The organism is Methylobacterium sp. J-001 (assembly GCF_022829565.1).
Lineage (GTDB): Bacteria > Pseudomonadota > Alphaproteobacteria > Rhizobiales > Beijerinckiaceae > Methylobacterium.
Genome location: NZ_JAKSYN010000123.1, coordinates 33928 through 58753, shown reverse-complemented (window position 1 = coordinate 58753; position 24826 = coordinate 33928). Strand labels below are relative to the sequence as shown.

19 protein-coding genes are annotated in these 24826 nt (G+C 66.5%); 8 read left to right on the top strand and 11 right to left on the bottom strand.

Translation table 11 applies throughout. The features are described 5' to 3' along the window. Window positions 1-76: 76 nt before the first annotated feature. On the top strand, window positions 77-1009 hold the full coding sequence (locus tag MKK65_RS14390) for a methionyl-tRNA formyltransferase (RefSeq protein WP_243958417.1): 933 nt from the start codon (window positions 77-79) through the stop codon (window positions 1007-1009). Window positions 1010-1149: 140 nt separating this feature from the next. On the opposite strand, the gene MKK65_RS14385 is transcribed toward MKK65_RS14390, so the two are convergent. Beyond that, a complete protein-coding gene (locus MKK65_RS14385; protein WP_243958415.1) occupies window positions 1150-1806 on the bottom strand; it encodes a class II aldolase/adducin family protein in 657 nt (218 codons plus the stop codon). A 92-nt stretch (window positions 1807-1898) separates the two neighbouring features. Further along, window positions 1899-3176 carry an oxalate/formate MFS antiporter gene (gene oxlT, locus MKK65_RS14380; RefSeq protein ID WP_243958414.1) on the bottom strand — a complete coding sequence of 426 codons (1278 nt, stop codon included), beginning with the start codon at window positions 3174-3176 and terminating at the stop codon, window positions 1899-1901. 486 nt (window positions 3177-3662) lie between these two features. On the opposite strand from oxlT, the gene MKK65_RS14375 reads away from it, so the two are divergent. From MKK65_RS14375 to MKK65_RS14360, 4 genes are all read left to right on the top strand, one after another. After that, window positions 3663-4355, top strand: a complete 693-nt coding sequence (locus MKK65_RS14375; RefSeq protein ID WP_243958412.1) for a GntR family transcriptional regulator — start codon at window positions 3663-3665, stop codon at window positions 4353-4355. Window positions 4356-4716: 361 nt separating this feature from the next. Beyond that, on the top strand, window positions 4717-4869 hold the full coding sequence (locus tag MKK65_RS14370; RefSeq protein ID WP_243958410.1) for a hypothetical protein: 153 nt from the start codon (window positions 4717-4719) through the stop codon (window positions 4867-4869). A 114-nt stretch (window positions 4870-4983) separates the two neighbouring features. Further along, entirely contained in the window at window positions 4984-6057 is a 1074-nt protein-coding gene (locus tag MKK65_RS14365) for an HD-GYP domain-containing protein (RefSeq protein ID WP_243958408.1), read from the top strand. A gap of 117 nt (window positions 6058-6174) precedes the next feature. Then, the gene (locus MKK65_RS14360) at window positions 6175-6669 is read left to right on the top strand and encodes a CAP domain-containing protein (protein ID WP_243958406.1); all 495 of its coding nucleotides are present in this window, start codon (window positions 6175-6177) and stop codon (window positions 6667-6669) included. An 8-nt stretch (window positions 6670-6677) separates the two neighbouring features. Here the strand turns inward: MKK65_RS14360 and recJ are convergent, their stop codons facing one another. The 7 genes from recJ to MKK65_RS14325 form a co-directional block, all read right to left on the bottom strand. Continuing rightward, the gene (gene recJ, locus MKK65_RS14355) at window positions 6678-8402 is read right to left on the bottom strand and encodes a single-stranded-DNA-specific exonuclease RecJ (RefSeq protein WP_243958566.1); all 1725 of its coding nucleotides are present in this window, start codon (window positions 8400-8402) and stop codon (window positions 6678-6680) included. A 236-nt stretch (window positions 8403-8638) separates the two neighbouring features. After that, window positions 8639-10039: an NAD(P)(+) transhydrogenase (Re/Si-specific) subunit beta gene (locus MKK65_RS14350; RefSeq protein WP_243958404.1), complete on the bottom strand. Its 1401-nt coding sequence runs from the start codon at window positions 10037-10039 to the stop codon at window positions 8639-8641. A 4-nt stretch (window positions 10040-10043) separates the two neighbouring features. Then, window positions 10044-10499, bottom strand: coding sequence for a proton-translocating transhydrogenase family protein (locus MKK65_RS14345; RefSeq protein ID WP_058194406.1), 456 nt, complete (start codon window positions 10497-10499; stop codon window positions 10044-10046). 24 nt (window positions 10500-10523) lie between these two features. After that, window positions 10524-11753: a Re/Si-specific NAD(P)(+) transhydrogenase subunit alpha gene (locus tag MKK65_RS14340; protein WP_243958403.1), complete on the bottom strand. Its 1230-nt coding sequence runs from the start codon at window positions 11751-11753 to the stop codon at window positions 10524-10526. A gap of 188 nt (window positions 11754-11941) precedes the next feature. Continuing rightward, on the bottom strand, window positions 11942-12235 hold the full coding sequence (locus MKK65_RS14335) for an aa3-type cytochrome c oxidase subunit IV (protein ID WP_058194404.1): 294 nt from the start codon (window positions 12233-12235) through the stop codon (window positions 11942-11944). A 124-nt stretch (window positions 12236-12359) separates the two neighbouring features. Beyond that, complete coding sequence (locus MKK65_RS14330; protein ID WP_243958402.1) at window positions 12360-13721, bottom strand: ABC1 kinase family protein; 1362 nt, start codon at window positions 13719-13721, stop codon at window positions 12360-12362. 242 nt (window positions 13722-13963) lie between these two features. Beyond that, window positions 13964-15835 (bottom strand): M3 family oligoendopeptidase, encoded by a 1872-nt coding sequence (locus tag MKK65_RS14325; protein WP_243958401.1) that lies wholly within the window; start codon window positions 15833-15835, stop codon window positions 13964-13966. 246 nt (window positions 15836-16081) lie between these two features. On the opposite strand from MKK65_RS14325, the gene MKK65_RS14320 reads away from it, so the two are divergent. The 3 genes from MKK65_RS14320 (at window position 16082) to MKK65_RS14310 (ending at window position 21512) form a co-directional block, all read left to right on the top strand. Beyond that, window positions 16082-17566: a sigma-54-dependent transcriptional regulator gene (locus tag MKK65_RS14320; protein WP_243958400.1), complete on the top strand. Its 1485-nt coding sequence runs from the start codon at window positions 16082-16084 to the stop codon at window positions 17564-17566. 244 nt (window positions 17567-17810) lie between these two features. Continuing rightward, window positions 17811-19823 carry a murein L,D-transpeptidase gene (locus tag MKK65_RS14315; protein WP_243958399.1) on the top strand — a complete coding sequence of 671 codons (2013 nt, stop codon included), beginning with the start codon at window positions 17811-17813 and terminating at the stop codon, window positions 19821-19823. 195 nt (window positions 19824-20018) lie between these two features. Further along, on the top strand, window positions 20019-21512 hold the full coding sequence (locus tag MKK65_RS14310) for a DUF882 domain-containing protein (RefSeq protein ID WP_243958398.1): 1494 nt from the start codon (window positions 20019-20021) through the stop codon (window positions 21510-21512). Window positions 21513-21541: 29 nt separating this feature from the next. Here the strand turns inward: MKK65_RS14310 and MKK65_RS14305 are convergent, their stop codons facing one another. Then, window positions 21542-21793 carry a hypothetical protein gene (locus tag MKK65_RS14305; protein ID WP_243958397.1) on the bottom strand — a complete coding sequence of 84 codons (252 nt, stop codon included), beginning with the start codon at window positions 21791-21793 and terminating at the stop codon, window positions 21542-21544. A gap of 197 nt (window positions 21794-21990) precedes the next feature. Then, window positions 21991-24681 carry a pyruvate, phosphate dikinase gene (gene ppdK, locus MKK65_RS14300; RefSeq protein WP_243958395.1) on the bottom strand — a complete coding sequence of 897 codons (2691 nt, stop codon included), beginning with the start codon at window positions 24679-24681 and terminating at the stop codon, window positions 21991-21993. Between the last annotated feature and the right edge of the window lie 145 nt (window positions 24682-24826).

Genomic DNA, 24826 nt, shown 5'->3' with positions numbered 1-24826 from the left:
CAGCGGCACGCCACCATCATCACATTCGAAAAAACTCCCGCCCCGTGTCGGGGCCGGACGACGCCAGGGATTTCCCATGCGCATCGCCGTCATCGGTCAGCAGGATTTCGGCAAGGCCGTCCTGGAAGCCTTCTTGAAGCGCGGGGACACCGTCGCGGGCGTCTTCTGCGCGCCTGAGAAGCCCGGGGCCAAGCCCGACGTGCTCAAGACCGCGGCACTGGAAAAGGACCTGCCTGTCTTCCAGTTCCCAAGCCTGAAGAGCCCGGAGGCCGAGGCGGCGATGCGCGGCCTCGACGCCGATATCGGCATCATGGCCTACGTGCTGCAATTCGCGCCGCAGAGCTTCGTCACCATCCCGAAGCACGGCACGATCCAGTACCACCCGAGCCTGTTGCCGCGCTATCGCGGCCCATCCTCGATCAACTGGCCGATCGCCAAGGGCGACCTGCAGACCGGGCTCACGATCTTCCGCCCCACCGACGGCCTCGATGAGGGGCCGGTGATCCTGCAGAAGACCTGCGAGATCGGCGGCGACGCGACGCTCGGCGACATCTACTTCAACAACCTGTTCCCGATGGGCGTCGATGCGATGCTGGAGGCAGCCGACCTCGTGGTCGCCGGCGAGCATGTCGAGGTCGATCAGGACGAGGACGCGGCGAGCTACGAGGGCTGGTTCCGCGCCGCGGAAGCCGAGATCCGCTGGTCGGCCCATGCCGACCAGATCTACAATCTGATCCGCGCCGCCAACCCGGCCCCCGGCGCCTGGACGACCCTTGACGGCAAGAAGCTCCAGATCTTCGATGCGCGCCTGCACCCGGTCCGCCGCCTCGGCGAGGTGAAGGGCAAGCCTGGCGAGGTGATCGCCGTGGACGAGGACGGGTTCAGCGTCTGCGCGCAGGGCGGGCGGATCGAGATCCGCAAGGTGAAGCCCGAGGACGGCAAGAAGATCGCAGCTTCCGAGTTCGCGGCTTCCGGCGGCATCGCGCTCGGGCAAGTCCTCGGCCGCTGAGCCGAGTGGATTCACACACGCCTATCGGTAGTCAGTGCTGAAAACACCGCGGGTTTTCCCCTCCCCACAAGGGGGAGGAGAGCGCGTCGCGCCTGACCGAAGACGATGTGTGAACAGCGTAAGTCGGCCTGGGCCGTGCTTCAGCCTTTGTCGGCGGCGTTCAGCCCGTAGCCGCGGAAGCGCTCGACCGTGCTGTTGATCTCGTGGTCGGATAGGATGTTCGGGGCGCCGACCTGGAGCGCCACGGCGTATTGCCAGCATAGCGTCTCCAACTCGACCGCCAGCCACAAGGCCTTCTCGATCGTCGCGCCGGCGGCGATCATGCCGTGGTTGGCGAGCAGGCAGACGTTCCGGTCCTTAAGCGCCGCCAGGGCCAGCTCCGAGAGCTCGGCCGTGCCGTAGGACGCGTAGGGCGCGCAGCGCACGTTCGGTCCGCCGAAAGCCGCGATCATGTAATGCACCGCCGGGATCTCCCGCCCGCACAGGGCGAAGGCTGTGCAATGGATCGGGTGGGCGTGCACGACAGCGCCGATCTCAGGCCGCGCCGCGAGGATGTCCCGGTGGAACCGCGATTCCGAGGACGGCTTGAGCCCGTCCGGGTGTGTCCCGTCGAAGGCCAACGACACGATGTCGTCCGGGCTCATCCGCGCCGTTGGAAGCCCCGAGGGCGTGATCAGGATGCCGTCGCGGAAGCGTACCGAGACGTTGCCCGAGGTGCCGCGGTTCAGCCCTTGCGCGTCGAGGTCCCGCGCCGCCGCCACCACGCTCTCGCGTGCAATCCGCTCGTCCCTATCCATGCCCGATCCTCGGATGACCTCGGTACCGGGTACGCGCGAAGGCCCGGCGCCGTAAAGCCGGCGCCGGGCCTCCTGTCGTTTGGTCCGCTGTCTTACTGGGCGAGCACCGGTGCGAGGTTCGCCTGCGGCGCCTTGGTGTAGGCCGCGCGCATCGGCTTGAGCACGAACAGGGCCAGGAACGCCGCCAGGATGTTGAGCCCGGCCGCCACCAGGAACACCGTGTGCCAGCTGCCAGTCATGGTCGTGAGCACGCTGGTATAGGGCACGATCAGCGCCGCCGTGCCCTTGGCCGTGTAGAGCAGGCCGGCATTGGTCGCGGCGTATTTGGAGCCGAACGTGTCGCCGCAGGTCGCCGGGAACAGCGAGTAGATCTCACCCCAGGCGAAGAATACGAGACCGGTGAGCAGCACGAAGGCGATCGGGTTCTCGCCGAACTGGCTCAGCGCATAGATGCCTAGGCCTTCGATCGCAAAGGAGATGAACATCGTGTTCTCGCGGCCGATATGGTCCGAGACCCAGCCGAAGAACGGCCGTGTGACGCCGTTAAGCACCCGGTCCAGCGTCGCCGCGAAGGTGAGCGCCGGCAGCGTGATCCCAAGCAGCGAGACCGGCACGTCGGCGATCTTGAAGTCCTTGGCGATGGGCCCGAGCTGCGCGGTCGCCATCAGGCCGCCGGCGGCCATCATGACGAACATCGCGTACATCACCCAGAAGATCGGGGTGCGCACCATTTCGCCCGGCTTGAAGTCGCGCTTGGACTGGCTGACCCGGGCCACATCTGGGACCTGGCCCTTGGCAGGCGAGCGTAGGAACAGGGCGATCAGCATCACGATCAGGCCCTGGCCGATGCCGAAGTAGAAGAACGCGGCCTCGTAGCCCTGGGACTTGATCATCGCCTCGATCGGCACGACCGTGAGGGCCGAGCCGGCGCCGAAACCCATCGCGGTGATGCCGGCGGCGAGGCCGCGGCGGTCGGGGAACCACTTGAGGGAATTGCCGACGCAAGTCCCGTAGACCGCGCCAGCACCCGTGCCGCCGATGGCCGCGGCCACGTACAGCATCGTGAGCGTCTCCGCGTAGGAGTTCATCACCCAGGCTATGCCGCAGAGCAGGCCGCCGAACAGGGTGACAATCCGGGGACCGTACTTATCGACGAACCAGCCTTCGATCGGCACGAGCCAGGTTTCGGTGACGACGAACAGCGTGAAGGCGATCTGGATCGCCGCGCGATCCCAACCATGCCGCTCCTGCATCGGGTTCACGAAGAACGTCCAGCCGTACTGCATGTTGGCGATCATGCACATGCAGACGACGCCGAACGCGAGCTGCAGCCATCGGCCCCGCCCGACCGGTTTGCTGATCTCGGACATACGCTTCCCTCCAGATTGGATTTATTATTTTCTCGCGATCGCCGGCTGTGTTTATGACCCGACGGAGCCGCCCGTGGCAGTACAAAGCGAGGGGCGTGCTTTGAAAAATTCTTGTCTGACGGACAAATGAAGTCTCGACGGCGCCGGCTTCCACTGCCGAAAGGTCTCCTCGGCATATCTCTGGTCTACGATATGCCAGAAGAATGGTGCGGAGGTCGGGCGGATCTGTCAATCGATCCGGCATAAAAATACATGATTTTGCCGCAGGATTACCGACGTGGATGAAACGTAGCCATGGAATATGGCATTACCGTTCCAGTTTCGGCCGCGATGTCGGGGTTGCGCCGTGTCACGGCGAGTGAGCGCTCTATGGAGTCGGCTTGCAATCAGCTAGGATCGGTCAAAGGTTTGCGCTAGTTCGGTGAAAGAGCGCACGACGCAGAACACGTGCGAGAAAATGACGAGCATGGGCCGACTGGACGAGGCATGTCGAACTCTGAACCGTTGAGCGTTAAACCGATCGTCGCCAGCTCCAGTCTACGGACCTTGGCTTATGAAGCGCTCAAGACTGCTATCACCAACATGGACATCTACGGGCGGGCCGATGAGGTGCGGCTCGACGAGCGGAAGCTGTCGCAGGATCTAGGCGTCAGCCGTACGCCCGTCCGCGAGGCACTTACCGTTCTGGAGCAGGAAGGGTTCGTCCGCTCCGAGGCGCGCCGAGGTGTCTTCGTCATTAAGAAGAACAAGCGCGAAATTGTCGGGATGATCCATGCGTGGACCGCGCTCGAGAGTATGGCGGCCCGCCTGGCCTGCGCCAGCGCCACCGATGCGCAGCTTCGGTCCCTCCGCGAATCATTTCCAGAGTTCTACGAGGGACAGCCGGCAGAGCATATCGACGAATACTCGGATGCCAATATTCGCTTCCACCAGCGGATTATCGCGCTGGGTCATTGCGAGCCGATCGCTGAGCTGACCAGTAACCTGCTGATGCATGTGCGCGGGATTCGCAGCACTGCGCTTCGACAGGGCGATCGGGCGGAGAGGTCGATCCGCGAGCACGTCGCGATTATCGCCGCGCTCGAAGCCCGGGACGCGGACATGGCGGAGCGCATCGTACGGGAACATGGCCTCGGCTTGGCACAGCACGTGGACACCTATGGCGATTATCTGGACTGAGTTCTCGGCATAGAACGATCTGAGAGATTCGATCGACGTCGGTCGGTACGTCGGTGGCCTTCACACACTGCGTGGCATGCGGCTGCTGTTCAGGCAGTCGTTTACCTGCCTCCAAACAAACAGCTGAAGGCGATCTGACTGCAGCGCAATATAACAGCCGCGCTTGGTAACGTTCTCCTTATCAGGCAGTCGGACCTGTGCATGCTGCGGCAGCATCAAGGCTGGGTTTTTAATCCCCTTTTTAAGCATGCATTTCCAGCATGGATGGCATTCGGTATTTGGCATGCCAGTTTGCGATGCGGTATGGCATCTATTGCGTCGCACCATAAAGTGTGTTGCCGCGCCATTCCGGAGTTCCCCGATGTTCGCCAGCTTCGTCGTCGTGTTCGTCGCCCTCGCCGCATGCCAGGCCCTGCTGGCTGTCAAGCTGGCCGACGTCCTGAGCCCGGCATCCGATGCCGGCAAGACCGCCACCCAGACGGTCCGTCAGGACGGTGCCGTCAGCCTTGCCTGAACACAGAGTATCCGGCGTCTATACGCTGGCAGAGTGCGTAGGGTTAACGATTTCCTCAAAGGTTTCCGCTAGAGTCAAGGGATCGTTGACCATGCGGGCGAGGGAGCAACCGCGTTGGCCCTCGGCACCTCTTCGCGGACGGCGGATGGTCCGTTCGTCCTGCTGATCTCGGATCGCCCGTCGGAACGGACCGCCCTCGAGCGTGCCATCGCTCTGGTGATGGATTGCCGGGCGGTCGCTGCCGGAAGCTCGGTCCCGCCCGGACGTCCACTTTTGATCATTCTGGATCTGCCGCCATCTCAGGTGGAAGCGCTGGAGCCGGCTTTGACCTTTCGGGGGCGCCCGGTACCACGCCTGGTCCTGGTCCGCGGTGAGCCCGCCAAGCCCTTGCCTCATATGCGCCAGCTGCCTGCGGCCGCGCCGCGGCAGGTTATTCTGGCGAATGTCTTCGCCATGATCGAGGCAGTGACGCGCTCGGTCGAGACGCGTCGGCAGAAACTCGTCGGACGGGTCTCGGATGCGACTGCGATCGTGTCCGAACTGTTCGATAGCGCGGCGCTCGGAGCGGGGTTGCAGCGCGCCGATGTCGAGCGCGGGACCGAGTTGGTGCTCACAGCCATCTCGGAAAGCGGCATCACGGATTGGCTCGCTGAAGTCTGGCGCCACGATATCGGCGTCTATCAGCACACGCTGGGCGTGGCCGGTCATGCCGCGAGCTTCGGTGCGCAGATTGGGCTGAGCCGCATCGATCTCGCGCGACTGGTACGCGCCGCCCTCCTTCACGATATCGGCAAGTCGCGCATCCCAAGCGAGATTCTGAACAAACCCGGCCATCTTGACCCGGAGGAATTGCGGCTGATGCAGCGCCATCCGGTGATCGGCGCCGATCTTCTGCGAGCCCAGGGGACGTTCGAGGACGAGGTGATCGAAGTCGTCCTACACCACCACGAGCGCCTCGACGGTACTGGCTATCCGAACAGGCTCCGAGGCACAGCGATCTCCGATCTGGTCCGGATCGTGGCGATCTGCGATGTGTTCTCGGCGTTGACCGAGCGCCGAGCCTATCGGAAACCCGCCAGCCCAGCTGAGGCCCTGGCGATCATGGTCGACGGGTCCGGCCATCTCGATCCCGATCTTCTGCGCGTGTTCGCACCCGTCATGCTCGGGGGCGACGCGCTCGCCGCATGATCGCCGTGGCCTTCGCGCCACGGTTTGGCGCGGGCGATCCGGACCTTCGTCATGCGCCGCGCTTTCGCCGCAACCGCGCTTGAGGGAAGCGCACCCCTCCGAGAATCGCTGGCCCCCGTGTCGAAATTTTCCCTCGCCATCGCTGCTGGTCTATCACTGTTGCTTGCCGGTTGCGGCGGCCTGTCTTTCACACCCGAACCCAGCGTGGAGAACGCGACCCATACCGCAATCCTGGATGAGGTCGCCGCTGCGGCCGCGATCTCGGCCTACCGGGTCCAGCACGGCCTGAGCCCGGTCAGCGTTGACAACGGCCTGGTGAAGGCCGCCGCCTTTCAGGCCGGAAACAATGCGCGTCACGGTCAGCTGAGCCACGATGTCGGCGGCAGCTTCACGTCCCGCATGGCATCAGCCGGTCTGGCGAAGGCCTGGGCAGCGGAGAATCTCAGTGCGGGGTCGGAGACCTTCGAGCAGGTGCTCGCCCGCTGGAAGGCCAGCCCCGAGCACAACAAAAACATGCTGCTCCCGCAGATCCGCCGGATCGGCATCGCCCGGGTCGATGCACCGAACACCCGCTACAAGCGGTTCTGGGCGCTTGTGATGGCCGGCGGCTGAGCGCGCGGTCAGGTCTCGGCAGGAGCCAGATCAATGATCCGCAGCTGGGCCCGCTCGGCCCCACGCCAGCGGTCGCAGGACAGCGTCCCGGCCACATGCATCTCTTGGCCGATGCCCCGCAGCAGGGCCTGACCAAGCGGACGTTCCGCCGCTCGGAAGCAGATTGCGCCGACGGCCTGACCGTCACGGCTGCGCAGCCGTGCGCGGACATGGCTCGAACCGACCACCGCGGCATCGACCAGACGATGACGGCCGAGTGCGAAGACCGGCTCTGGCGCACCCTGCCCGAACGGGCCGGCCCTCTGCAGAAGGCGGACGGTCTCGGCTGTGGCCCCGCCGGCGCTGAGGCTGCCGTCGATCATCAACGCGTCTGCCGCCCGTGAGACCGCGACGCTGGCGCCGAGCAATGCGGCCAGGTGCGTCTCGAACCGAGGAATGTCGTCCGCCCGCAGGGTGACGCCTGCGGCCATGGCGTGGCCGCCTCCCTTACTGGCGAGCCCGGCCTCGACGCCGGCGCGGACGGCGAGGCCGAGATCGGCCCCAGGGATCGAGCGACCGGAGCCGGTGGCGCTGCCATCCGGCCGGATCGCAAAGGCGAAGGCGGGTCGATTGAACCGCTCCTTGAGGCGTGCCGCGATCAGCCCGACGATGCCGGGATGCCATTCGGCATTGCCGGTCACCAGAACCGCCCGGGCGGGGTCGAGGGTCAGGGCGCGGTCCATCTCGGCCTCGGCCTCGGACACGGCATGGGCCTCGATCGCTTGGCGCTCGCGGTTGAGACGGTCGAGATCGGCCGCGATCCGGGTCGCCTCGACCGGGTCTGCCGTGGTGAGCAGCCGCGCGCCGAGGGCCGAATCGCCGATCCGCCCGCCCGCATTGATCCGCGGCCCGAGCACGAAGCCTAGATGCCACGCCTCGGGGGGCTCGCTGAGCGAAGCGGCGTCGAGCAGGGCGGCCAGACCGGTGCGTCCGCGGTGGCGCATCACCGTGAGGCCTTGAGTCACGAAGGCGCGGTTCAGGCCGATCAGCGGCACCACGTCGGCCACCGTCGCCAGGGCGACGAGGTCGAGGGCGTCGGTTAAGGGCGGCTCCCGGCGATCCGGCCCGAAAAAGCCCTCCCGGCGCAAAGTGCGGTTGAGGGCAGCCAGAGTGAGGAACACGACGCCCGCGGCGCAGAGATGGCCCAGGCCCGACAGGTCGTCGAGCCGATTGGGATTCACCACGGCCTGGGCCGGGGGCAAAAGCTCGGCGGCCGCGTGGTGATCGAGAACGATCACGTCGAGCCCCAGCTTCTCGGCCTCCTCCAGCGGTTCGTGACCGCTGGTGCCGCAATCGACGCAGACCAGCAGGGTCGCGCCCTCGGCCGCCAAAGCGGTGATCGCCGCGATGTTGGGGCCGTAGCCCTCGGTGATCCGATCGGGGATGTGGATCGGGGCCCGGAGGCCGAGCTGACGGAGATAGCCAGCGAGCATCGCGGCGCTGGCCGCGCCGTCGACGTCGTAATCGCCGAACACCGCGACCACCTCCCCGCGGCGGATCGCGCGGACCAGCCGGCGCACCGCCGCATCCATGTCGAGCAGCGCGTCCGGATCCGGCATCAGATCGCGCAGGCGCGGCGCCAGATGGCGGGCCGCCTCGTCCGGCGCCACCTGCCGGCCGGCCAGCACGCGCGCCAGCAATTCCGGCAGGCCGTGCGCCTGGACCATCTTGGCGATCTGATTCTGCACCGCCATGCCGGCACAGCGCTCCTGCCAGCGCCGGCCGGTCACGGAGGCGGCGACGCCCAGAAACGGCGGCGGATCGGCGAGCAACGAGGCGGCGGCGGCGGACACGGGCGGCACTCTACACCGGGTCGGCGGCAGAATCGCGGGCGCTACGGCAACAACGACGGTGCTCGACGCGGGTCCGACAAAACAAAAGGGCGGGCATCGCTGCCCGCCCCCTGCCCCATCCGATTTTTCGGCTGGTCTCAGAACGCCTTGAGGATGTTGTCCACCACCTTCTTGGCGTCACCGAACAGCATCATGGTGTTGTCGCGGAAGAACACCTCGTTCTCCACGCCGGCATAGCCCGAGCCCATGCCGCGCTTGATGAACAGAACGGTCTTGGCCCGCTCCACGTCCAAGATCGGCATCCCGTAGATCGGCGAGGCCTTGTCAGTCTTGGCGGCCGGGTTGGTGACGTCGTTGGCGCCGATCACGAAGGCGACATCGGCCTGCGGGAACTCGCCGTTGATGTCCTCAAGCTCGAACACCTCGTCGTACGGCACGTTCGCCTCGGCAAGCAGGACGTTCATGTGGCCCGGCATGCGGCCTGCCACCGGGTGGATGGCGTATTTCACGTCGACGCCTTCCTTCTTCAGCATGTCGGCCATCTCACGCAACGAGTGCTGCGCCTGCGCCACCGCCATGCCGTAGCCCGGGACGATGATCACCCGCTCGGCGTTCTTCATGATGTAGGCGGCGTCGTCGGCCGAGCCCTGCTTGACCGGGCGCGTCTCGACCTGGCCGGGGCCGGCCGCAGCGGCGGCGTCGCCGCCGAACCCGCCCAGGATGACCGAGATGAACGACCGGTTCATCGCGTGGCACATGATGTAGGACAGGATCGCGCCCGACGAGCCCACCAGCGAGCCGGTGATGATCAGCGCAAGATTGCCCAGGGTGAAACCGATGCCGGCTGCCGCCCAGCCCGAGTAGGAGTTGAGCATCGACACGACGACGGGCATGTCGGCGCCGCCGATCGGGATGATCAGCAGGCCGCCCAGCGCGAAGGACAGCAGCACGATCAGCCAAAAGACCGCCTTGCTCTCGTTGCCGATGAACAGGGCGATCAGCACCACCAACGCCACGGCCAAGCCGATGTTGATGAGGTGACGCTGCGGCAGCATGATTGGCTTGCCGGACATCCGACCGTCAAGCTTGGCGAAGGCGATGACCGAGCCGGTGAAGGTGATCGCGCCGATCGCTGCGCCCAACGCCATCTCGAACAGCGACTGCTTGTGGATGTGGCCGTTCTCGAGGATGCCGACCGCCTGCGGCGCGTAGAGCGTCGCCGCGGCGCCCGCCACGGCAGCGAGGCCCACCAACGAGTGGAAGGCTGCCACGAGCTGCGGCATCGCCGTCATCGGCACACGCTTGGCAATGACCGCGCCGGCACCGCCGCCGATGCCGATGCCGAGGATCACCAGGATCCAGGCGCCGAAGCCGGCCGGCGGATGGCCGACCAGGGTGGTGAGCACGGCCAGCGCCATGCCGATCATGCCGTAGAGGTTGCCCTGCCGCGACGTGGTCGGGTGCGAGAGCCCCCGCAACGCCATGATGAACAGGACGCCGGCAACGATGTAGAGAAGCGCGGAGACGTTCTGGGACATCGTCTCAGGCCTTCTTCTTGTACATGCCGAGCATGCGCTGGGTGACGAGGAAGCCCCCGAAGATATTCACGCTGGCGAGCACGATGCCGATGAAGCCGAAGGCCCGGGCCCAGCCGGTGCCCTTCTCGAGGAGCGGCACACCGGCCGCGAGGATCGCGCCGACGATGATCACCGACGAGATCGCGTTGGTTACCGACATCAGCGGCGTGTGCAGGGCCGGGGTGACCGACCAGACCACGTAGTAGCCGACGAAGATCGCCAGCACGAAGATGGCGAACTGGAAGATGAACGGATCGACGGCGCCGCCGGTGGCCGCGCTGATCCCGTGGCCCATGCCGGACGCGATAGCCTGGGCCTGATCGGCCGCGTTGCGTGCCACGTCAGCTGCGGCGCGCGCCGCATCTGCCAGCACGCGGGTCTGATCAGCCGCCTGATCGGGAGGGACGACAAGGTTTGCCATTCTGCTTCTCCTCTCGATCGATCTTCAGTTCGCGCCCGACGGAGGCGGGGCGGACTCGGCCTTGCCGGTCTCCGACTTGGCGAGGCCCACGGCCGCGGCTTCCGAGGCGGGGCCGTCGGTCTTCGACTGGAAGGAGGCGTGCACCACGGAGCCGTCACGGGTCAGGTTGGTGGCCTTGACCAGTTCGTCGTCCCATTTGATCGCCAGCGCCTTGCTCTCTTTGTCGATCAGGGTCTCGGCGAACGCGTAGAGGTTACGCGCGTAGAGGCTCGACGCCGTGGCTGCGAGGCGACCCGGCACGTTGGTGTGGCCGACGATTTTCACGCCGCGGTCGGTCACGACGATCTCGCCCGGCTTGGCGCCAGCGACGTTGCCGCCGCGCTCGACCGCGAGATCGATCAGGACCGAGCCCGGTTTCATCGAGGCGACCATCTCCTCGGAGACGAGCTTTGGGGCCGGACGGCCGGGGATCAGCGCCGTCGTGATAACGATGTCCTGCTTGGCGATGTGGCCCTTCACCAACTCGGCCTGTTTGGCTTGATAGCCAGCCGACATTTCCTTGGCGTAGCCACCTGCAGTCTCAGCCTGCTTGAACTCGTCATCCTCGACCGCGACGAACTTCGCGCCGAGGGATTCGACCTGTTCTTTGGTGGCGGGGCGCACGTCGGTGGCGGTGACGACCGCGCCGAGGCGTCGGGCGGTGGCAATCGCTTGGAGGCCGGCGACACCGACGCCCATGATGAAGACGCGCGCGGCCGGCACGGTACCAGCCGCGGTCATCATCATCGGCATGGCCCGACCGTATTCGGCAGCGCCGTCCACCACAGCCCGGTAACCGGCCAGGTTCGCCTGCGACGACAACACGTCCATCACCTGCGCCCGGGTGATCCGTGGCATCAACTCCATGGCGAAGCCCGAGACGCCCGCATCGGCCATCGCCTGCAGCGCCGGCTCGTTGCCGTAGGGATCCATGATCGCGATGATCGTGGCGCCGCGCTTGAACAGCGACAGCTCCTCGGCAGCCGGACGGCGGACCTTGAGGACCAGATCGGCATCCCGCGCTGCGTCGGAGGCGCTGCCGGCGATCTCGGCACCGGCGGCCTCGTATTCGGCATCAAGGATCCCGGCCTTCAGGCCGGCACCCGCCTGCACGGTGATGTCGGCGCCGAGCGTCTTGAATTTCTTCACGGTCTCCGGGACCGCGGCCACCCGCGGTTCCGCAGAGTCCGTCTCGGACAGCACAGCAATGCGCATGCGAGGCTTCCCCTGTATAAGCTTGGCCTCTCGAATGCGCGAACCGGCACGGATTTTCGAGACGCGAAAGAAGGTTGCGCTGATGGAATAAGAGCGAATGTAACCCGCGGCGTGCCGACCCGGCAGCCACACTTCGACGCGTCGTTCGACCGCTCGGCCCTATCGCGCGAGCGGCCGATGCTTCAGCCTCAGGCGAAGGCGAGATACAGGAACAAGAGGATGCCAACGACGAGGGGGGCGCGCCAACCAATGGCGGGGGCCAGGGCCCCGACGGCGCCAGCGGCACCCGATACGATGACGCTGAGAATCGCGAGCAGCCAAGCTTCCCGAATGCCGCCCACGGCCAGGGCCAGCACCCAGCAGATCACGACGCCCGTGCCGATCTCGACGAAGCGAACGAAGCCGCGATAGGTCTGCTCGTGGGTGTTCGCGTCCATCGCCGGGCTGTAGGTGTGCCCGGCCACCGTCTCACTCTCGGCCATCGTGCGCTCGTTTCCCTTAGATGCGACTTCTTGTGGTCACCCCGGGATGTAGCTCAAGCGTTTTCCTGCCGCAATCGGACGCACGCAAGTTGATTGCCCTCTCGGTGGACTTCCGTGCGCGAATTTACGCCGGCCTCGGCAGTCCGGCCTGGGCCAGGATCTGGTCTTGGCGTACGCCGAGCTGATCCAGGGAAAAATGCTCGATCTCGGCCTCGAACAACCGGTGGTAGTTCAGCTCCGAGCGGAGGTGCAGGAAAACCGCGCCGAGACCGACGGCGGCCCGATCCATGAAGACGAATTCCTGCGGCACGGTCACTGGGCCGCGCTCCTTCAGCGCCTGGTGCACCTGGAAGGCCTGCCGCCGGCCATATTCACCGGGCTTGACCCCGTCGGCCACGGTCCGGGTCCGGTCCTCCAGGAGTGGTCCGTAGATGAACCGCGCCCAGATGTTCAGGATCTCGATCTTTTCCTTATCGAGGTTCTTGAAGCCCCAGACCTCGTAGGCGTGGACGATACGCGCCCCATCCTCCTCCAACAGGCCGCGATACAGATCGACGACGCCCCCAACGAAGCGGGGATGGAAGATGCGGACGCAGCCGTAATCGAGCAGGTTGATACCCGCCGCTTCGCCACCCTCCGAGAAGACCGTGTAATTGCCCAGATGGGGGTCGCCATGGATCACGGCGGCACGGCTGAACGGGTGCCACCACGCCTTGAACATTGCCTGTGCGATACGGTTGCGTATCTCGACCGGCTCTTCCGCGAAGCCGAGGATTTTGCCGCCATCGAGCCAGCTCAACGTCAGCAAGCGCTTGGTCGACAGATCGGTGAACACGCGCGGCACGCGAACAGCGTCGATGTCTTTGAGTACTTCGCCATAGAGGCGTGCGTGCTTGGCTTCCCGTTCGTAATCGAGCTCCTCGCGCACCCGCGCGCCGATCTCCTTGGCAATTTCGCGGGTGTCGAGCCAGCTGTTCATCCGGCGGTGGAGCGCGAAGGCGATCTCGAGCTGCTTCAGGTCGGCCTCTACGGCCGACTGCATGTCCGGGTATTGCAGCTTGCAAGCGAGCCGTTCGCCGTCCTTCGCAGTGGCACGATGCACCTGCCCGAGCGAGGCTGCGGCAGCGGGCTTCAGGTCGAAGCTGCCGAATCTGTCCTGCCAGCCAGCCCCCAGCTCCGACTGCATCCGCCGCTTGACGAAAGCCGCGCCCATCGGTGGCGCGTCGGCTTGGAGCTTCTGGAGTTCGGCGGCGTATTCCGGCGGCAGAAGGTCGGGGATGGTGGCGAGCAGTTGCGCCACCTTCATGATCGGACCCTTGAGGCCGCCGAGGGCCTGCGCGAGCGCGGCGGCGCTAGTCGTGCCCTCCTTGCCGAACAACCGGGACATGGCCATCCGAGCGGCGACGCCGCCGACATTGGCGCCGACGCTGGCATAGCGGCCCGCGCGGGCGGAGAAGCGATTGGCTTCGCGATCGGTCTCGGCCATGGTCCAGGATCTTCCTCGGTGCTGGGCCGGACATAAGCGTTTCGGTACCCCGCACCAGCCCGCCGGGTCGCTGCGCCGCGGCGGCTCAGCCAGCCGGCCAATTGTCCCCGATCCAGCAGGTGAGGCCGGACTCATCGATCTCGCTCGCGGCGAAGCCACGTATCATCACCACCGCTTCGGCTTCGTCGGCGACGAAATCAATATCAATGAGCCCCAGGAACGTGATCCGGCTCCGAAGCACGTTAGGCCGGGCCCTCCATCCCCTCCAGCTCGATGATCATCCCCTCGATCATTCCGAGGCCGATCTGCCAAAAGCCCGGATCCTTCGCGTCGAGCCCGAACGGTGCGAGCAACTCACCATAGGGCTTCGAGCCACCGGCCGAGAGCAGCGCGAAGTAGCGCTCCACGAAGCCCGATTCCGCCTGGGCGTAGACCCCATAGAGAGAGTTCACCAGGCAGTCGCCGAATGCGTAGGCGTAGACGTAAAACGGCGAATGGATGAAGTGTGGGATGTAGGCCCAGAACGGCTCGTAGCCAGCATCAAGCGTGATCGCCGGCCCCAGGGATTCGGCCTGAACCGAAAGCCACAGGGCGTTGATCTGGTCGCTGGTCAGCTCGCCTTTCGCTCGGGCCAGGTGGACCTTCCGCTCGAACGAGTAGAACGCGATCTGGCGCACCACGGTGTTGATCATGTCCTCGACCTTGGCGGCGAGCATCGCCCGACGCTGGGTGGTATCCGTGGTGGCGGCCAGCAGTTTGCGGAAGGTCAGCATCTCACCGAACACGCTGGCGGTCTCAGCCAGCGTCAGGGGCGTCGATGCCATGAGTGCCCCGTTCGGACCGGCGAGCACTTGGTGGACCCCGTGGCCCAGCTCGTGGGCGAGGGTCATCACATCCCGCGGCTTACCTTGGTAGTTCACCAGCACGTAGGGGTGGACTGAGGGCACAGTTGGATGTGCGAAGGCACCCGGCGCCTTGCCGGGCCGCGTTGGTGCATCGATCCAACGCTCGTCGAAGAAGCGCTTCGCGATCCCGGCCATCTTGGGCGAGAAGGCGTCGTACGCTGATAGAACGGTGTCGCATGCTTCCGTCCAGGGGATCGTGCGCTGCTCGACCTTCGGCAGTGGCGCGTTGCGGTCCCAATAGGGCAGCGCATTCTGCCCGAACCACTTGGCCTTCAGTCTGTAGTAGCGGTGCGAGAGCCGCGGATAGGCCTCTTGCACAGCGTCCACCAACGCCGCCACGACTTCCGGCTCGACGCGGTTGGCGAGGTGGCGTGCGTCCGCGACGTCCTTGAAGCCACGCCAGCGGTCGGAGATCTCCTTGTCCTTGGCCAGGGTGTTGGTGATCAACGTGAACACCCGGAGATTGGTCCGTAGAACCTCGCTGATCGCCCCGGCCGCCTCCTTGCGGACCGCCCCGTCCGTGTCCTGAAGTTTATTGAGGGTCGGCTCCAGCGGCATCTGCTCGCCCTGGACGGTGAAACGGAGGCCAGCAATCGTCTCGTTGAAAAGCCGGTCCCATGCGGCGTTCGCGGTGACCGACTTCTCCAGGAACAGCTTCTCGGTGCGATCGTCGAGCTGGTGCGGCTTCTCCCGGCGCAGGTCCTCGATCCACGGGGCGTAATGGGTGAGCGGCCCCTTGGACATCGCCGCATCCATCACCGCATCCTCGACCCGGTTCAGCTCGAGTGCAAAGAACAGAAGATCGGCCGAAGCATCAGTCAGGCGCTCCCGGGTATCGCCGTAGAACTTGGCCCGTGCCTCGTCGGTGGTGTCCCCGGAATAGATCAGACCGGCGAACGACATCAACTTGCCGAGCAACTCCTCGATGCCCTCATAACCCCGGACCGCCTCGGCGAGGCGCTCGGAGGCGTCTGCGGCTGCAGCCAATGTGTCGATGTGGCCCGCATAAGTCTTCGAAAAGCGGCGGCACTCCTCCTCGGCCCGGGTCATGTCAGCCGAAAATTCCGGCGCGTCCATGCCGGAATACAGGTCAGATAGGTCCCATTCCGGCAGATGACCGAGGTCGACGGCCTTGGCGGCGGCGCGAGCGGCGCTCACGCCCTCTGGCAATCGGACGTTCACCGGCGTCGCGGTGGGGCTCGGCATCATGTCTCGCAATCCTCGTAGGGGGTCGAAGGCCAGTACCTTGATATCGAGCGCGCGGCCACGCGTTCAACGTGGGTGGCCGCGGCATCGCGTTCGGCACAACGCGCCCACGCGGCAAACGTCGTTAAGGGCGACTTTACGTCTGTCCGGCACCCTCCGGTTCGAAACGAAACACTCGCCGACTCAGACGGTGCGACGCGGGCCGGTCCCGCGCCGTGATTGGTCTGACGCGCCGCGCAGGGAGCCGCCATGTCCACCACCGTTCTCATCGTGGACGACGATCCCGTCCAGCGGCGCCTGGCCGAAGCAGCGGTGCGTCGGTTCGGTTTCCACGCACGGGTTGTCGAGACGGGCGCCGATGCGCTGACCGTATTGAAAACCGAGGGCGCGGACGTGGTGCTCCTCGATCTGGTGATGCCGGGGCTGGACGGCCTCGGCGTGCTCGCCGAGATGCGCAGCAGCGGGCTTGATACACCCGTGATCGTCCAGACCTCCAACGGCTCGATCGATGCGGTCGTCAATGCGATGCGGGCGGGCGCCGTCGACTTCGTGGTCAAGCCGGCAGGTGCCGAGCGCCTGCAGGTCTCGATCAAGAACGCCCTGCGGGTCGACGTGCTCGAGGAGGAGGTGCGCCGCATGCGCCGCCGCGCCTCCGGGGCGCTGACCTTCAAGGACCTCACATCCAAGAGCCCCGACATGGAGCGGGTGATCCGCCTCGCCGAGCGAGCGGCCAAATCCAATATCCCGGTACTGATCGAGGGTGAATCCGGTGTCGGCAAGGAAGTGCTGGCCCGGGCGATCCAGGGCTCGGGCGACAGGCGTGGCAAGCCGTTCGTCACCGTCAATTGCGGGGCGATTCCGGAGAACTTGGTCGAATCGACCCTGTTCGGCCACGAGAAGGGGGCGTTCACCGGTGCCACCGAGAAGCATGCCGGTAAGTTCGTCGAGGCCTCGGGCGGCACCCTGTTCCTCGACGAGATCGGCGAATTGCCCCTCGACGCCCAGGTGAAGCTGCTGCGCGCGCTCCAAGAAGGCGAGGTCGATCCCGTGGGCGGCAAACGCTCGGTACGGGTCGATATCCGCCTCGTCTCGGCCACGAACCGCTCGCTCCTCGACCTCGTGAAGCAGGGCAAGTTCCGCGAGGATCTCTATTACCGGCTCAACGTCTTTCCGATGACGCTGCCGCCCCTGCGTGCCCGCCGGGAGGATATCCCGGATCTGGTACGCTCGTTCTGCGCTCGGTTCTCTGCCGAGGAAGGCAAACGGGTGCGGGCGATCGCTCCTGAGGCGATGGCATTGCTCACCCGCTATCCCTGGCCGGGCAACGTTCGCCAGCTTGAGAATGCGCTGTTCCGTGCGGTGGTGCTCGCCGATTGCGACGAACTGACGGTCGCCGAGTTCCCGCAGATCGCCGCCCAGGTCGAGGGCTTCGATGTCCGGATCCCGGCCGCCCCCACCCAGCCGCAGATGCCGGCCTACGCGCCGGAGCCCGTCCGCGAGATCGTCCGGGTCGAGGTTCGTGATCCGCACGCCATGTCGCTGGTCACGGAGGAGACCGGCGAGATGAAGACCATGGAGGTGCTGGAGACGGAGATCATTCGCTTCGCCCTGCAATTCTACAGGCAGCGCATGTCGGAAGTGTCGCGCCGCCTCGGGATCGGCCGATCCACGCTTTATCGCAAGCTGAAGGACCTCGGTTTGGAGGGCGACGACAAAGCCGAGGATGCGGCTTGAAGGCAGCCCTGGTGTGCTGGCGCACCGTGCCGTTCCAGACGGCACAATCTTCGGGACAACTTTGCGGCCCGGCGACCGCGCAGGCGCCGGCCCATCAAGGACCTATCGTACAGTGATCTTCTAAGATCTCGTTTGATCAGAACTGAACTTTGTCGGACGAAGACTGCAGTTGCTCAACGCCACGCTTGAGCGGATAATCACAATCAGAGCGTGCGGCCCTGCCGCCGTGTCTTGGGAGATTACGATGCGCGTCCCGCGCTCCAGCCTCGTCGCGCTGGCCGCCCTGATGACCGGAACGCTGGCTTCGGCTGGCGCGCTCAGCGCCGAAATGGCGGCGCTCGATCCGGCGCCGCTCGGCGCGCCTATGAATCCGACTGACCCCGCACCACCCCCCCAACCGGTTCCAGCCGGATCCGACCCGGTCTCGACCGGCTTGCCGGATTACAAGCCCGAGGCGCCTTCGGCCGAGCCCGCTCCGGCTCCGGTCGTCACCACCCCGGTCGTTCCCACCGATCCGCTCGGCGCTGCAATTGTGTCCCGGCTGGCCGACACCGCGCCGCTGCTCCCGCGGCTCACGAGCAAAGAGCGCGACGGCATACGCGCCTTCTACGAGGCTCATGCCTACAAGCCGCTGTGGATCGCGGACGGTGCCTGGACCGAGGGTGCAAAGTCGGTCTCAGCGCGCTTGGCCGCAGCCGGAGAGGACGGGCTCGACGCCCGCGCCTACACAATTCCGAACTTGGCCGAGAAACCCGACGATAAGGCGGTGGCCGATGCCGACCTGCGTTTTTCCGCGGCGGCCCTGCTTTATGCCCGGGACGCTCGGGGTGGTCGCATCAACCTTGCGTCAATCTCCCGGCTGATCACGCCGCAGCTCGATCTGCCGAACGCCGACGCGGTGCTGTCCAAGCTCACCGATGCAGGATCCAAGGCCGGCGACGCGCTCCAGAGCTACAATCCATCCACGACTGGCTACCAGGCCCTCAAGGCGCGTCTTGCGAGCTCGCGCGGACCTGCGCCTGCGGCCGTGAAGCCCCTGCGCTTGCCACCGGGGCCTGCCTTGCGGGTCGGTATGCGTGATGCCCGTGTGCCGCTGCTACGCGCACATTTCGGCCTCGAAACCCGTCCGGTCGGCACCCTCGATCGTGGCCCCGGCGAACCGGAGGAATACGATGCGACGGTGGCGGATGCGATGGCGAAATTCCAGCGCGGTCGTGGTCTGCCCGGCAACGGCGTGCTCAACGTCCAGACCGTGCTGGCCCTGGCGGATGCAGGCCGCCCAGCGCGCGCGAGTGGCAGCGAAGCCGAGCTGATCGTCAACATGGAGCGCTGGCGCTGGCTGCCGGGGGATCTCGGCTCGGACTACATCCTGGTCAACATCCCGGAATACCGCCTGCGCGCCTATCGCGGCGGGAGCTTGCGCGATGAGGCTCGGGTCATCGTCGGCAAGCCGGAATCGCGCACGCCCTTGTTCTCGGGGCTCATGGAATATGCGGTGGTCAACCCATCCTGGTACGTGCCGCCCTCGATCCTGAAGACCATGGCGCCGAAGCTCGCGGGCTACAGCGGCAAGACCTGGGGTGGCTACGAGGTGGTGCGCCATAGTGGGCACGTCTCGTTGCGCCAGCCCCCGGGCGAGCGCAACGCGCTGGGCTTCATCAAATTCATGTTCCCCAACCAGCATGCGGTCTACCTGCACGATACGCCGAACCGGTCGCTGTTCTCGGCAGCCAAGCGCGATTTCAGCCATGGCTGCGTCCGCGTCGACGACCCGTTCCGTCTTGCCGACGCGGTGCTGCCGGACTGGTCCGAGGCGCGGCTCAAGAAGCTGATCGGCAAGGGCGAGCGCACGCTCCGGCTGCCGGCCAAGCTGCCGGTGCACCTCGCCTATTTCACCGCCTACGTGGACGATGGCGGTACGTTCCGCACGCTGCCCGATCTCTACGGCTACGATGCACCGATGCGCGCGGCGCTCGGCCTGCCCGGCGGCGGCGGACCGGCGATCGCCAAACTCCCGGAGGAGAAAGCCCGCCGTAAACCCGAGGCCGTGCCGGTGGCTCATGCGCATGCGGCGCCCCGCCGCGAGGCTGTGCGCCCCCGCCGCTACTCGGACGTGCAGCCGAGCGACCGGTACGACGAGTACGACTCGCCGCGTCGGCCCGTTCGCCGGGCGGCGCGCGTCGACGGCGCACCGGAATACGGCGAGCCGGGCCTGTGGACACCGGCTCCGGCGCCGGTATCGCGGGGCTGGTGGTAGGTTCGCCACTAGACTGCGCCGTCAACTCAGAGGTGCGCGGCCGCACAGCCGGGCACGATTTCGCCACGGTCCAGCCTTAGCCGTTTCCTTCGCATACTCGGCGAAGGGAAGCGATTTCGGCCGTTACAGGCCGACCGCCTCGACCAGACATCCGCCGAGCACCCTTCGCGGGTTCGGGAGAGGATCAGGACCGCCGTGCCGAGCCTTCGCAGAACCGCCCGACACCTCGTCCTCGCCCTCTGCGGCACGGCGCTCGGCCTGATCGCCGGCGCGGCCGAGACCGAGAATGCGGTGGCCAACGGCGATACGCGCTCGCTCACGATCTTCCACACGCACACCAAGGAAAGCGCCACCATCACGTTCAAGCGCGATGGTCGCTACGATCGAGCGGCCCTCGAACAGATGAATTGGCTGCTGCGCGACTGGCGCGTCAACGAGCCGATCAAGATGGATCCGCGCCTGTTCGACACGGTCTGGGAGGCGTACCGGCAGGTCGGCGCGACGCAGCCGATCCATGTGGTCTCGGCCTATCGCTCGCCGGGCACCAACGCGATGCTGCGCCGGCGCTCCCGGATGGTCGCCGAGTTCAGCCAGCACATGCTGGGCAAGGCCATGGACTTCTACCTGCCCGAGGTCTCGATCGACCGGATCCGCGAGGTCGGGCTCCAGATGCAGCGCGGCGGCGTGGGCTGGTATCCGCATGCCGGGACGCCCTTCATCCACCTCGACGTCGGCTCGGTGCGGATGTGGCCGCGCATGACCCACGATCAGCTCGCGCGGCTGTTCCCGGACGGGAAGACCGTCCACCTCGCGAGCGACAACCGCCCCTTCCCCCGCTACGAGGAAGCAAAGGCCGAGATCCTGGCCCGCGGCGGCACCGTGGCCGGCCTCACCACCCAGATGGCGAGCGGCGAGGAGGAGGATGGGCCGGGCCTGTTCGGATTCCTGGCGAGCCTGTTCGGCGGCGGCGCCTCCGCGCCCGAGCCGGCGGCGGCTCCGCCGCCCGCGCCCGTCGCGAAACGGGGCCGGCAGGCACCGGTGGTGGCCGTCGCCAGCGCCGATCCACAGGATCCGATCGGTACCCGGGTCGCCCTGGCCTACGCGGCTCCGGCGACCGACGAGACGCTCCGCAACACCTTGGGCCGCCCCGATCAAGCGACCGAGGGCAGACCGGTCGACGCCAGAGCCCTCCTCACTGTGGACAAGCCGGCTCCGGTCGCCGACGAGGCCGTCTCGGCGGTGATCGCGCCCCTGCCGCCGCGCCGGCCCTCAGGCTTCTCCGCCGTCGCCGCGGCCGCCATCAGCATGCCGCTGCCGCCGCCGCGTCCCGTGCAGTTCGCCGCGCTCGGTGGCGGCATGGCCAACCTCGCGGCTCCGAATGCGACACGGGCTCTGGCGAGGGACTCGGCTGTCGAGCCGGCTCCACGGCGGCCTCTGGTTGCTGCGGATGCCGACGCGAAGGCGCAGTTGCGCTCGCTGTTCGAGGCGGCGTCGTCTGGTCCGGTCGCAACGCCGGCAAGCCGCAGCGTCCCGGTCCGCGTTGCGACCACCCGCCTTCGCGATACGGCGCCGGACGCCGTGGTGGCGGCGAAACCCGGCCCGGTCGCCACCCGTTTCAGCGCGAAGAGCCCTGGCGACGAACTCACCGCCGCCCGGTTCACCGGCTCGGCGACGCGCAGCACGCGCTGATTGTCCGATCGTATACGTTCGGGCTGTGCTTACCGCAGCGGCTTGGAAAGATTGATCGCCAGAGCGGAGACGAGGGTCGCGGCGTAACCGTCGTCCTGCGTGTCGGCAATGCGCTCAGCCTCGCCACCGCTGTTGGAAGCGACCGACATCATCAGCATCACGGCGGTTATGATGGCGCCCAGGCCCGATACCAACGCCAGATAGGCCCTGACCGCAGCCCGCGGCACAGGGGCCGCTGCACCATTGGCAAGGTCCAGCGGAGAAAGGCTGCGATTGATCATGGCGAGGAGTTTGGCGCCTGACGTTGGATCCGAGGCGGGCTGATTACCAGCACGCGCAACCCATCGGTTCAATCACTAAACGTGCCGCCGTAGCTCGCGTTCAACGGGGACGAGCATTTATCAACGGCGATTCGGTTGGTTTGGTTGATGGCCCGTATCGGGGGCGGTGTACGCGCCCCCGATACGGTCGACTGGTGTCAGCCTTCCTTGCCCAGCACCTTGCCCAGCGCCGCCTGAGCCGCGGCGAGGCGGGCGATCGGCACCCGGTAGGGTGAGCAGGAGACGTAATCGAGCCCGACCTCCTGGCAGAAGCCGATCGAGGCCGGATCGCCGCCATGCTCGCCGCAGATGCCGAGCTTGATGTTCGGTCGGGTGGCCCGGCCGCGCTCGACGCCGATGCGGACCAGCTCGCCCACGCCCTCCTGGTCGATGGTGATGAACGGATCGGCCGGCAGGATGCCCTTCTGGGTGTAGGGCCCCAGGAAGGTCGCCGCATCGTCGCGGGAGATGCCGAGCGCCGTCTGCGTCAGGTCGTTGGTGCCGAACGAGAAGAACTCGGCGGTCTGGGCGATCTCGCCGGCCTTGAGCGCAGCGCGCGGCAGCTCGATCATGGTGCCGACCTGATAGTCCAGGGTGGCGCCCTTCTCCTCGGACACCGCCTTGGCCATGGCGTCGATCCGGGCCTTCACGATGTCGAACTCGGTACGGGTGAAGACCAACGGCACCATCACCTCGGGGGTGACCGGGCTGCCGGTATCGGCGGCAGCCTGGACGGCGGCCTCGAAGATCGCCCGGGCCTGCATCTCGGCGATCTCCGGGAACGCGATCGCCAGGCGGCAGCCGCGGAAGCCGAGCATCGGGTTGTGCTCGGACAATTCCCGCATCCGGTGGCGGATCTTGTCCTCCGACACGCCGGTCGCCTTCACGACCTCGGCGACCTCGGCATCCGTGTGCGGCAGGAACTCGTGCAGCGGCGGATCGAGCAGGCGGATCGTGACCGGCAGGCCGGACATGATCGTGAAAAGCTCGACGAAGTCCTGGCGCTGGTAGGGCAGGATCTTCGCGAGCGCGGCCCGGCGGCCCTCGGCATCGTCGGCCAGGATCATCTCGCGGACCGCGATGATGCGGTCGCCCTCGAAGAACATGTGCTCGGTGCGGCACAGGCCGATGCCCTCGGCACCGAAATTCCGCGCCGTGCGGGCGTCGGTCGGCGTGTCGGCATTGGCCCGCACCTTCATGCCGCGGAACTGGTCGGCCCATTCCATCAGAGTCGCGAAGTCGCCCGACAGCTCGGGCTCCAGCATCTTGACCTCACCCTGGATCACCTGGCCCGTCGAGCCATCGATGGTGATCCGGTCGCCGGCCTTCAGAGTGGCGTCCCCGACCTTCATGGTCTGGGCCTTGTAGTCGATCCGGATCGAGCCGACGCCGGAGACGCAGGGCTTGCCCATACCGCGGGCGACCACGGCCGCGTGGCTGGTCATGCCGCCGCGGGTGGTCAGGATGCCCTCGGCGGCGTGCATGCCGTGGATGTCTTCGGGCGAGGTCTCGATGCGGACCAGGATGCACTTGCGCTCGGCCTTGCGCAGCGCCTCCGCGTCCTCGGAGTTGAAGACGATCTCGCCGGTGGCGGCGCCGGGGGAAGCCGGGAGACCGGAGGCGATGACCTTCCGGTCCGCCTTCGGGTCGATGGTCGGGTGCAGCAGCTGATCGAGGGCGGAGGGCTCGACCCGGCCGATCGCCTCCTCGCGGGAGATCAGCCCCTCGCCGGCCAGATCCACGGCGATGCGCAGGGCCGCCTTGGCGGTGCGCTTGCCGTTGCGGGTCTGGAGCATCCAGAGCTTACCCTTCTCGATGGTGAACTCCATGTCCTGCATGTCGCGGTAATGCGCTTCCAGGATCCCGTAGATCCGGGTCAGCTCCGCGTAGCTCTCGGGCATGGCCTTCTCCATCGAAGGCTTGTCGCTCTCGGCCTCGATCCGGGCCTTTTCCGTGATGTTCTGCGGCGTGCGGATACCCGCCACCACGTCCTCGCCCTGGGCGTTGATCAGGAACTCGCCGTAGAGCGCCTTCTCGCCAGTGGAGGGGTTGCGGGTGAACGCGACGCCGGTGGCCGAGGTATCGCCCATGTTGCCGAACACCATGGCCTGAACGTTGACGGCCGTGCCCCAGCTTTCCGGGATGCTGTTCAGCTCGCGGTACTTCTTCGCCCGCGGGATCATCCAGGAATTGAACACGGCGCTGATCGCGCCCCAGAGCTGGTCCTCGGCCACCTGCGGGAAGTCGGAGCCGTGCTCGTCGCGGACGATCTTCTTGTAGGTCTGGATCAGGGTCTTCCAGTCCTCGGCGCCGAGCTCCGTGTCGAGCTCGTAGCCCTTGCCCTCCTTATAGTGCTCCAGCGCCTCCTCGAAGGCGTGGTGCTCAACATTCAGCACCACGTTCGAATACATGGTGATGAAGCGGCGGTAGGAATCGTAGGCGAAGCGCTCGTCGTCGGCCTCCTTGGCCAGCGCCAGGACGGTCTGGTCGTTGAGGCCGAGGTTCAGCACGGTGTCCATCATGCCCGGCATCGAGGCGCGGGCACCCGAGCGGACCGAGACCAGCAGCGGGTTCGCTGCATCGCCGAACTTGCGGCCCGTCAGCGTGCCGATCTGGTTCAGCGCGGCCGCGACCTGATCCTTCAGCTCGGGCGGATAGGCGTTCCCGTTATCGTAATAGGAGGTGCAGACCTCGGTGGTGATGGTGAAGCCGGGCGGGACCGGAAGGCCGAGATTGCACATCTCGGCGAGGTTGGCGCCCTTGCCCCCGAGCAGGTCGCGCATCTGCGACTTGCCCTCCGCTTTGCCGTCGCCGAAGGCATAGACCCACTTCGCGCTGCCGGTCGCCATGTCGATCCCGTCCGTGTCTGATACCCGGCGCAGGCCGAGCTGATGGGCGCGGGTTGGACCATCCCGCACCGCAACGCAAGATGAACGCATTGCGGGCTTGTGCGCATCAGGCTGACGCCCGGCGCGGTCTGTCAGGACTTAACCT

What these genes read in the sequence shown, in the direction of transcription:
- MKK65_RS14390 (WP_243958417.1), top strand. Translation starts at nt 77, where the DNA reads ATGCGCATCGCCGTCATCGGTCAGCAGGATTTCGGCAAGGCCGTCCTG.
- MKK65_RS14340 (WP_243958403.1), bottom strand. Translation starts at nt 11,753, where the DNA reads ATGCGCATTGCTGTGCTGTCCGAGACGGACTCTGCGGAACCGCGGGTG.
- MKK65_RS14325 (WP_243958401.1), bottom strand. Translation starts at nt 15,835, where the DNA reads ATGATGCCGAGCCCCACCGCGACGCCGGTGAACGTCCGATTGCCAGAG.
- MKK65_RS14370 (WP_243958410.1), top strand. Translation starts at nt 4,717, where the DNA reads ATGTTCGCCAGCTTCGTCGTCGTGTTCGTCGCCCTCGCCGCATGCCAG.
- oxlT (WP_243958414.1), bottom strand. Translation starts at nt 3,176, where the DNA reads ATGTCCGAGATCAGCAAACCGGTCGGGCGGGGCCGATGGCTGCAGCTC.
- MKK65_RS14350 (WP_243958404.1), bottom strand. Translation starts at nt 10,039, where the DNA reads ATGTCCCAGAACGTCTCCGCGCTTCTCTACATCGTTGCCGGCGTCCTG.
- ppdK (WP_243958395.1), bottom strand. Translation starts at nt 24,681, where the DNA reads ATGGCGACCGGCAGCGCGAAGTGGGTCTATGCCTTCGGCGACGGCAAA.
- recJ (WP_243958566.1), bottom strand. Translation starts at nt 8,402, where the DNA reads ATGGCGGTGCAGAATCAGATCGCCAAGATGGTCCAGGCGCACGGCCTG.
- MKK65_RS14320 (WP_243958400.1), top strand. Translation starts at nt 16,082, where the DNA reads ATGTCCACCACCGTTCTCATCGTGGACGACGATCCCGTCCAGCGGCGC.
- MKK65_RS14305 (WP_243958397.1), bottom strand. Translation starts at nt 21,793, where the DNA reads ATGATCAATCGCAGCCTTTCTCCGCTGGACCTTGCCAATGGTGCAGCG.
- MKK65_RS14330 (WP_243958402.1), bottom strand. Translation starts at nt 13,721, where the DNA reads ATGGCCGAGACCGATCGCGAAGCCAATCGCTTCTCCGCCCGCGCGGGC.
- MKK65_RS14315 (WP_243958399.1), top strand. Translation starts at nt 17,811, where the DNA reads ATGCGCGTCCCGCGCTCCAGCCTCGTCGCGCTGGCCGCCCTGATGACC.
- MKK65_RS14345 (WP_058194406.1), bottom strand. Translation starts at nt 10,499, where the DNA reads ATGGCAAACCTTGTCGTCCCTCCCGATCAGGCGGCTGATCAGACCCGC.
- MKK65_RS14385 (WP_243958415.1), bottom strand. Translation starts at nt 1,806, where the DNA reads ATGGATAGGGACGAGCGGATTGCACGCGAGAGCGTGGTGGCGGCGGCG.
- MKK65_RS14375 (WP_243958412.1), top strand. Translation starts at nt 3,663, where the DNA reads ATGTCGAACTCTGAACCGTTGAGCGTTAAACCGATCGTCGCCAGCTCC.
- MKK65_RS14335 (WP_058194404.1), bottom strand. Translation starts at nt 12,235, where the DNA reads ATGGCCGAGAGTGAGACGGTGGCCGGGCACACCTACAGCCCGGCGATG.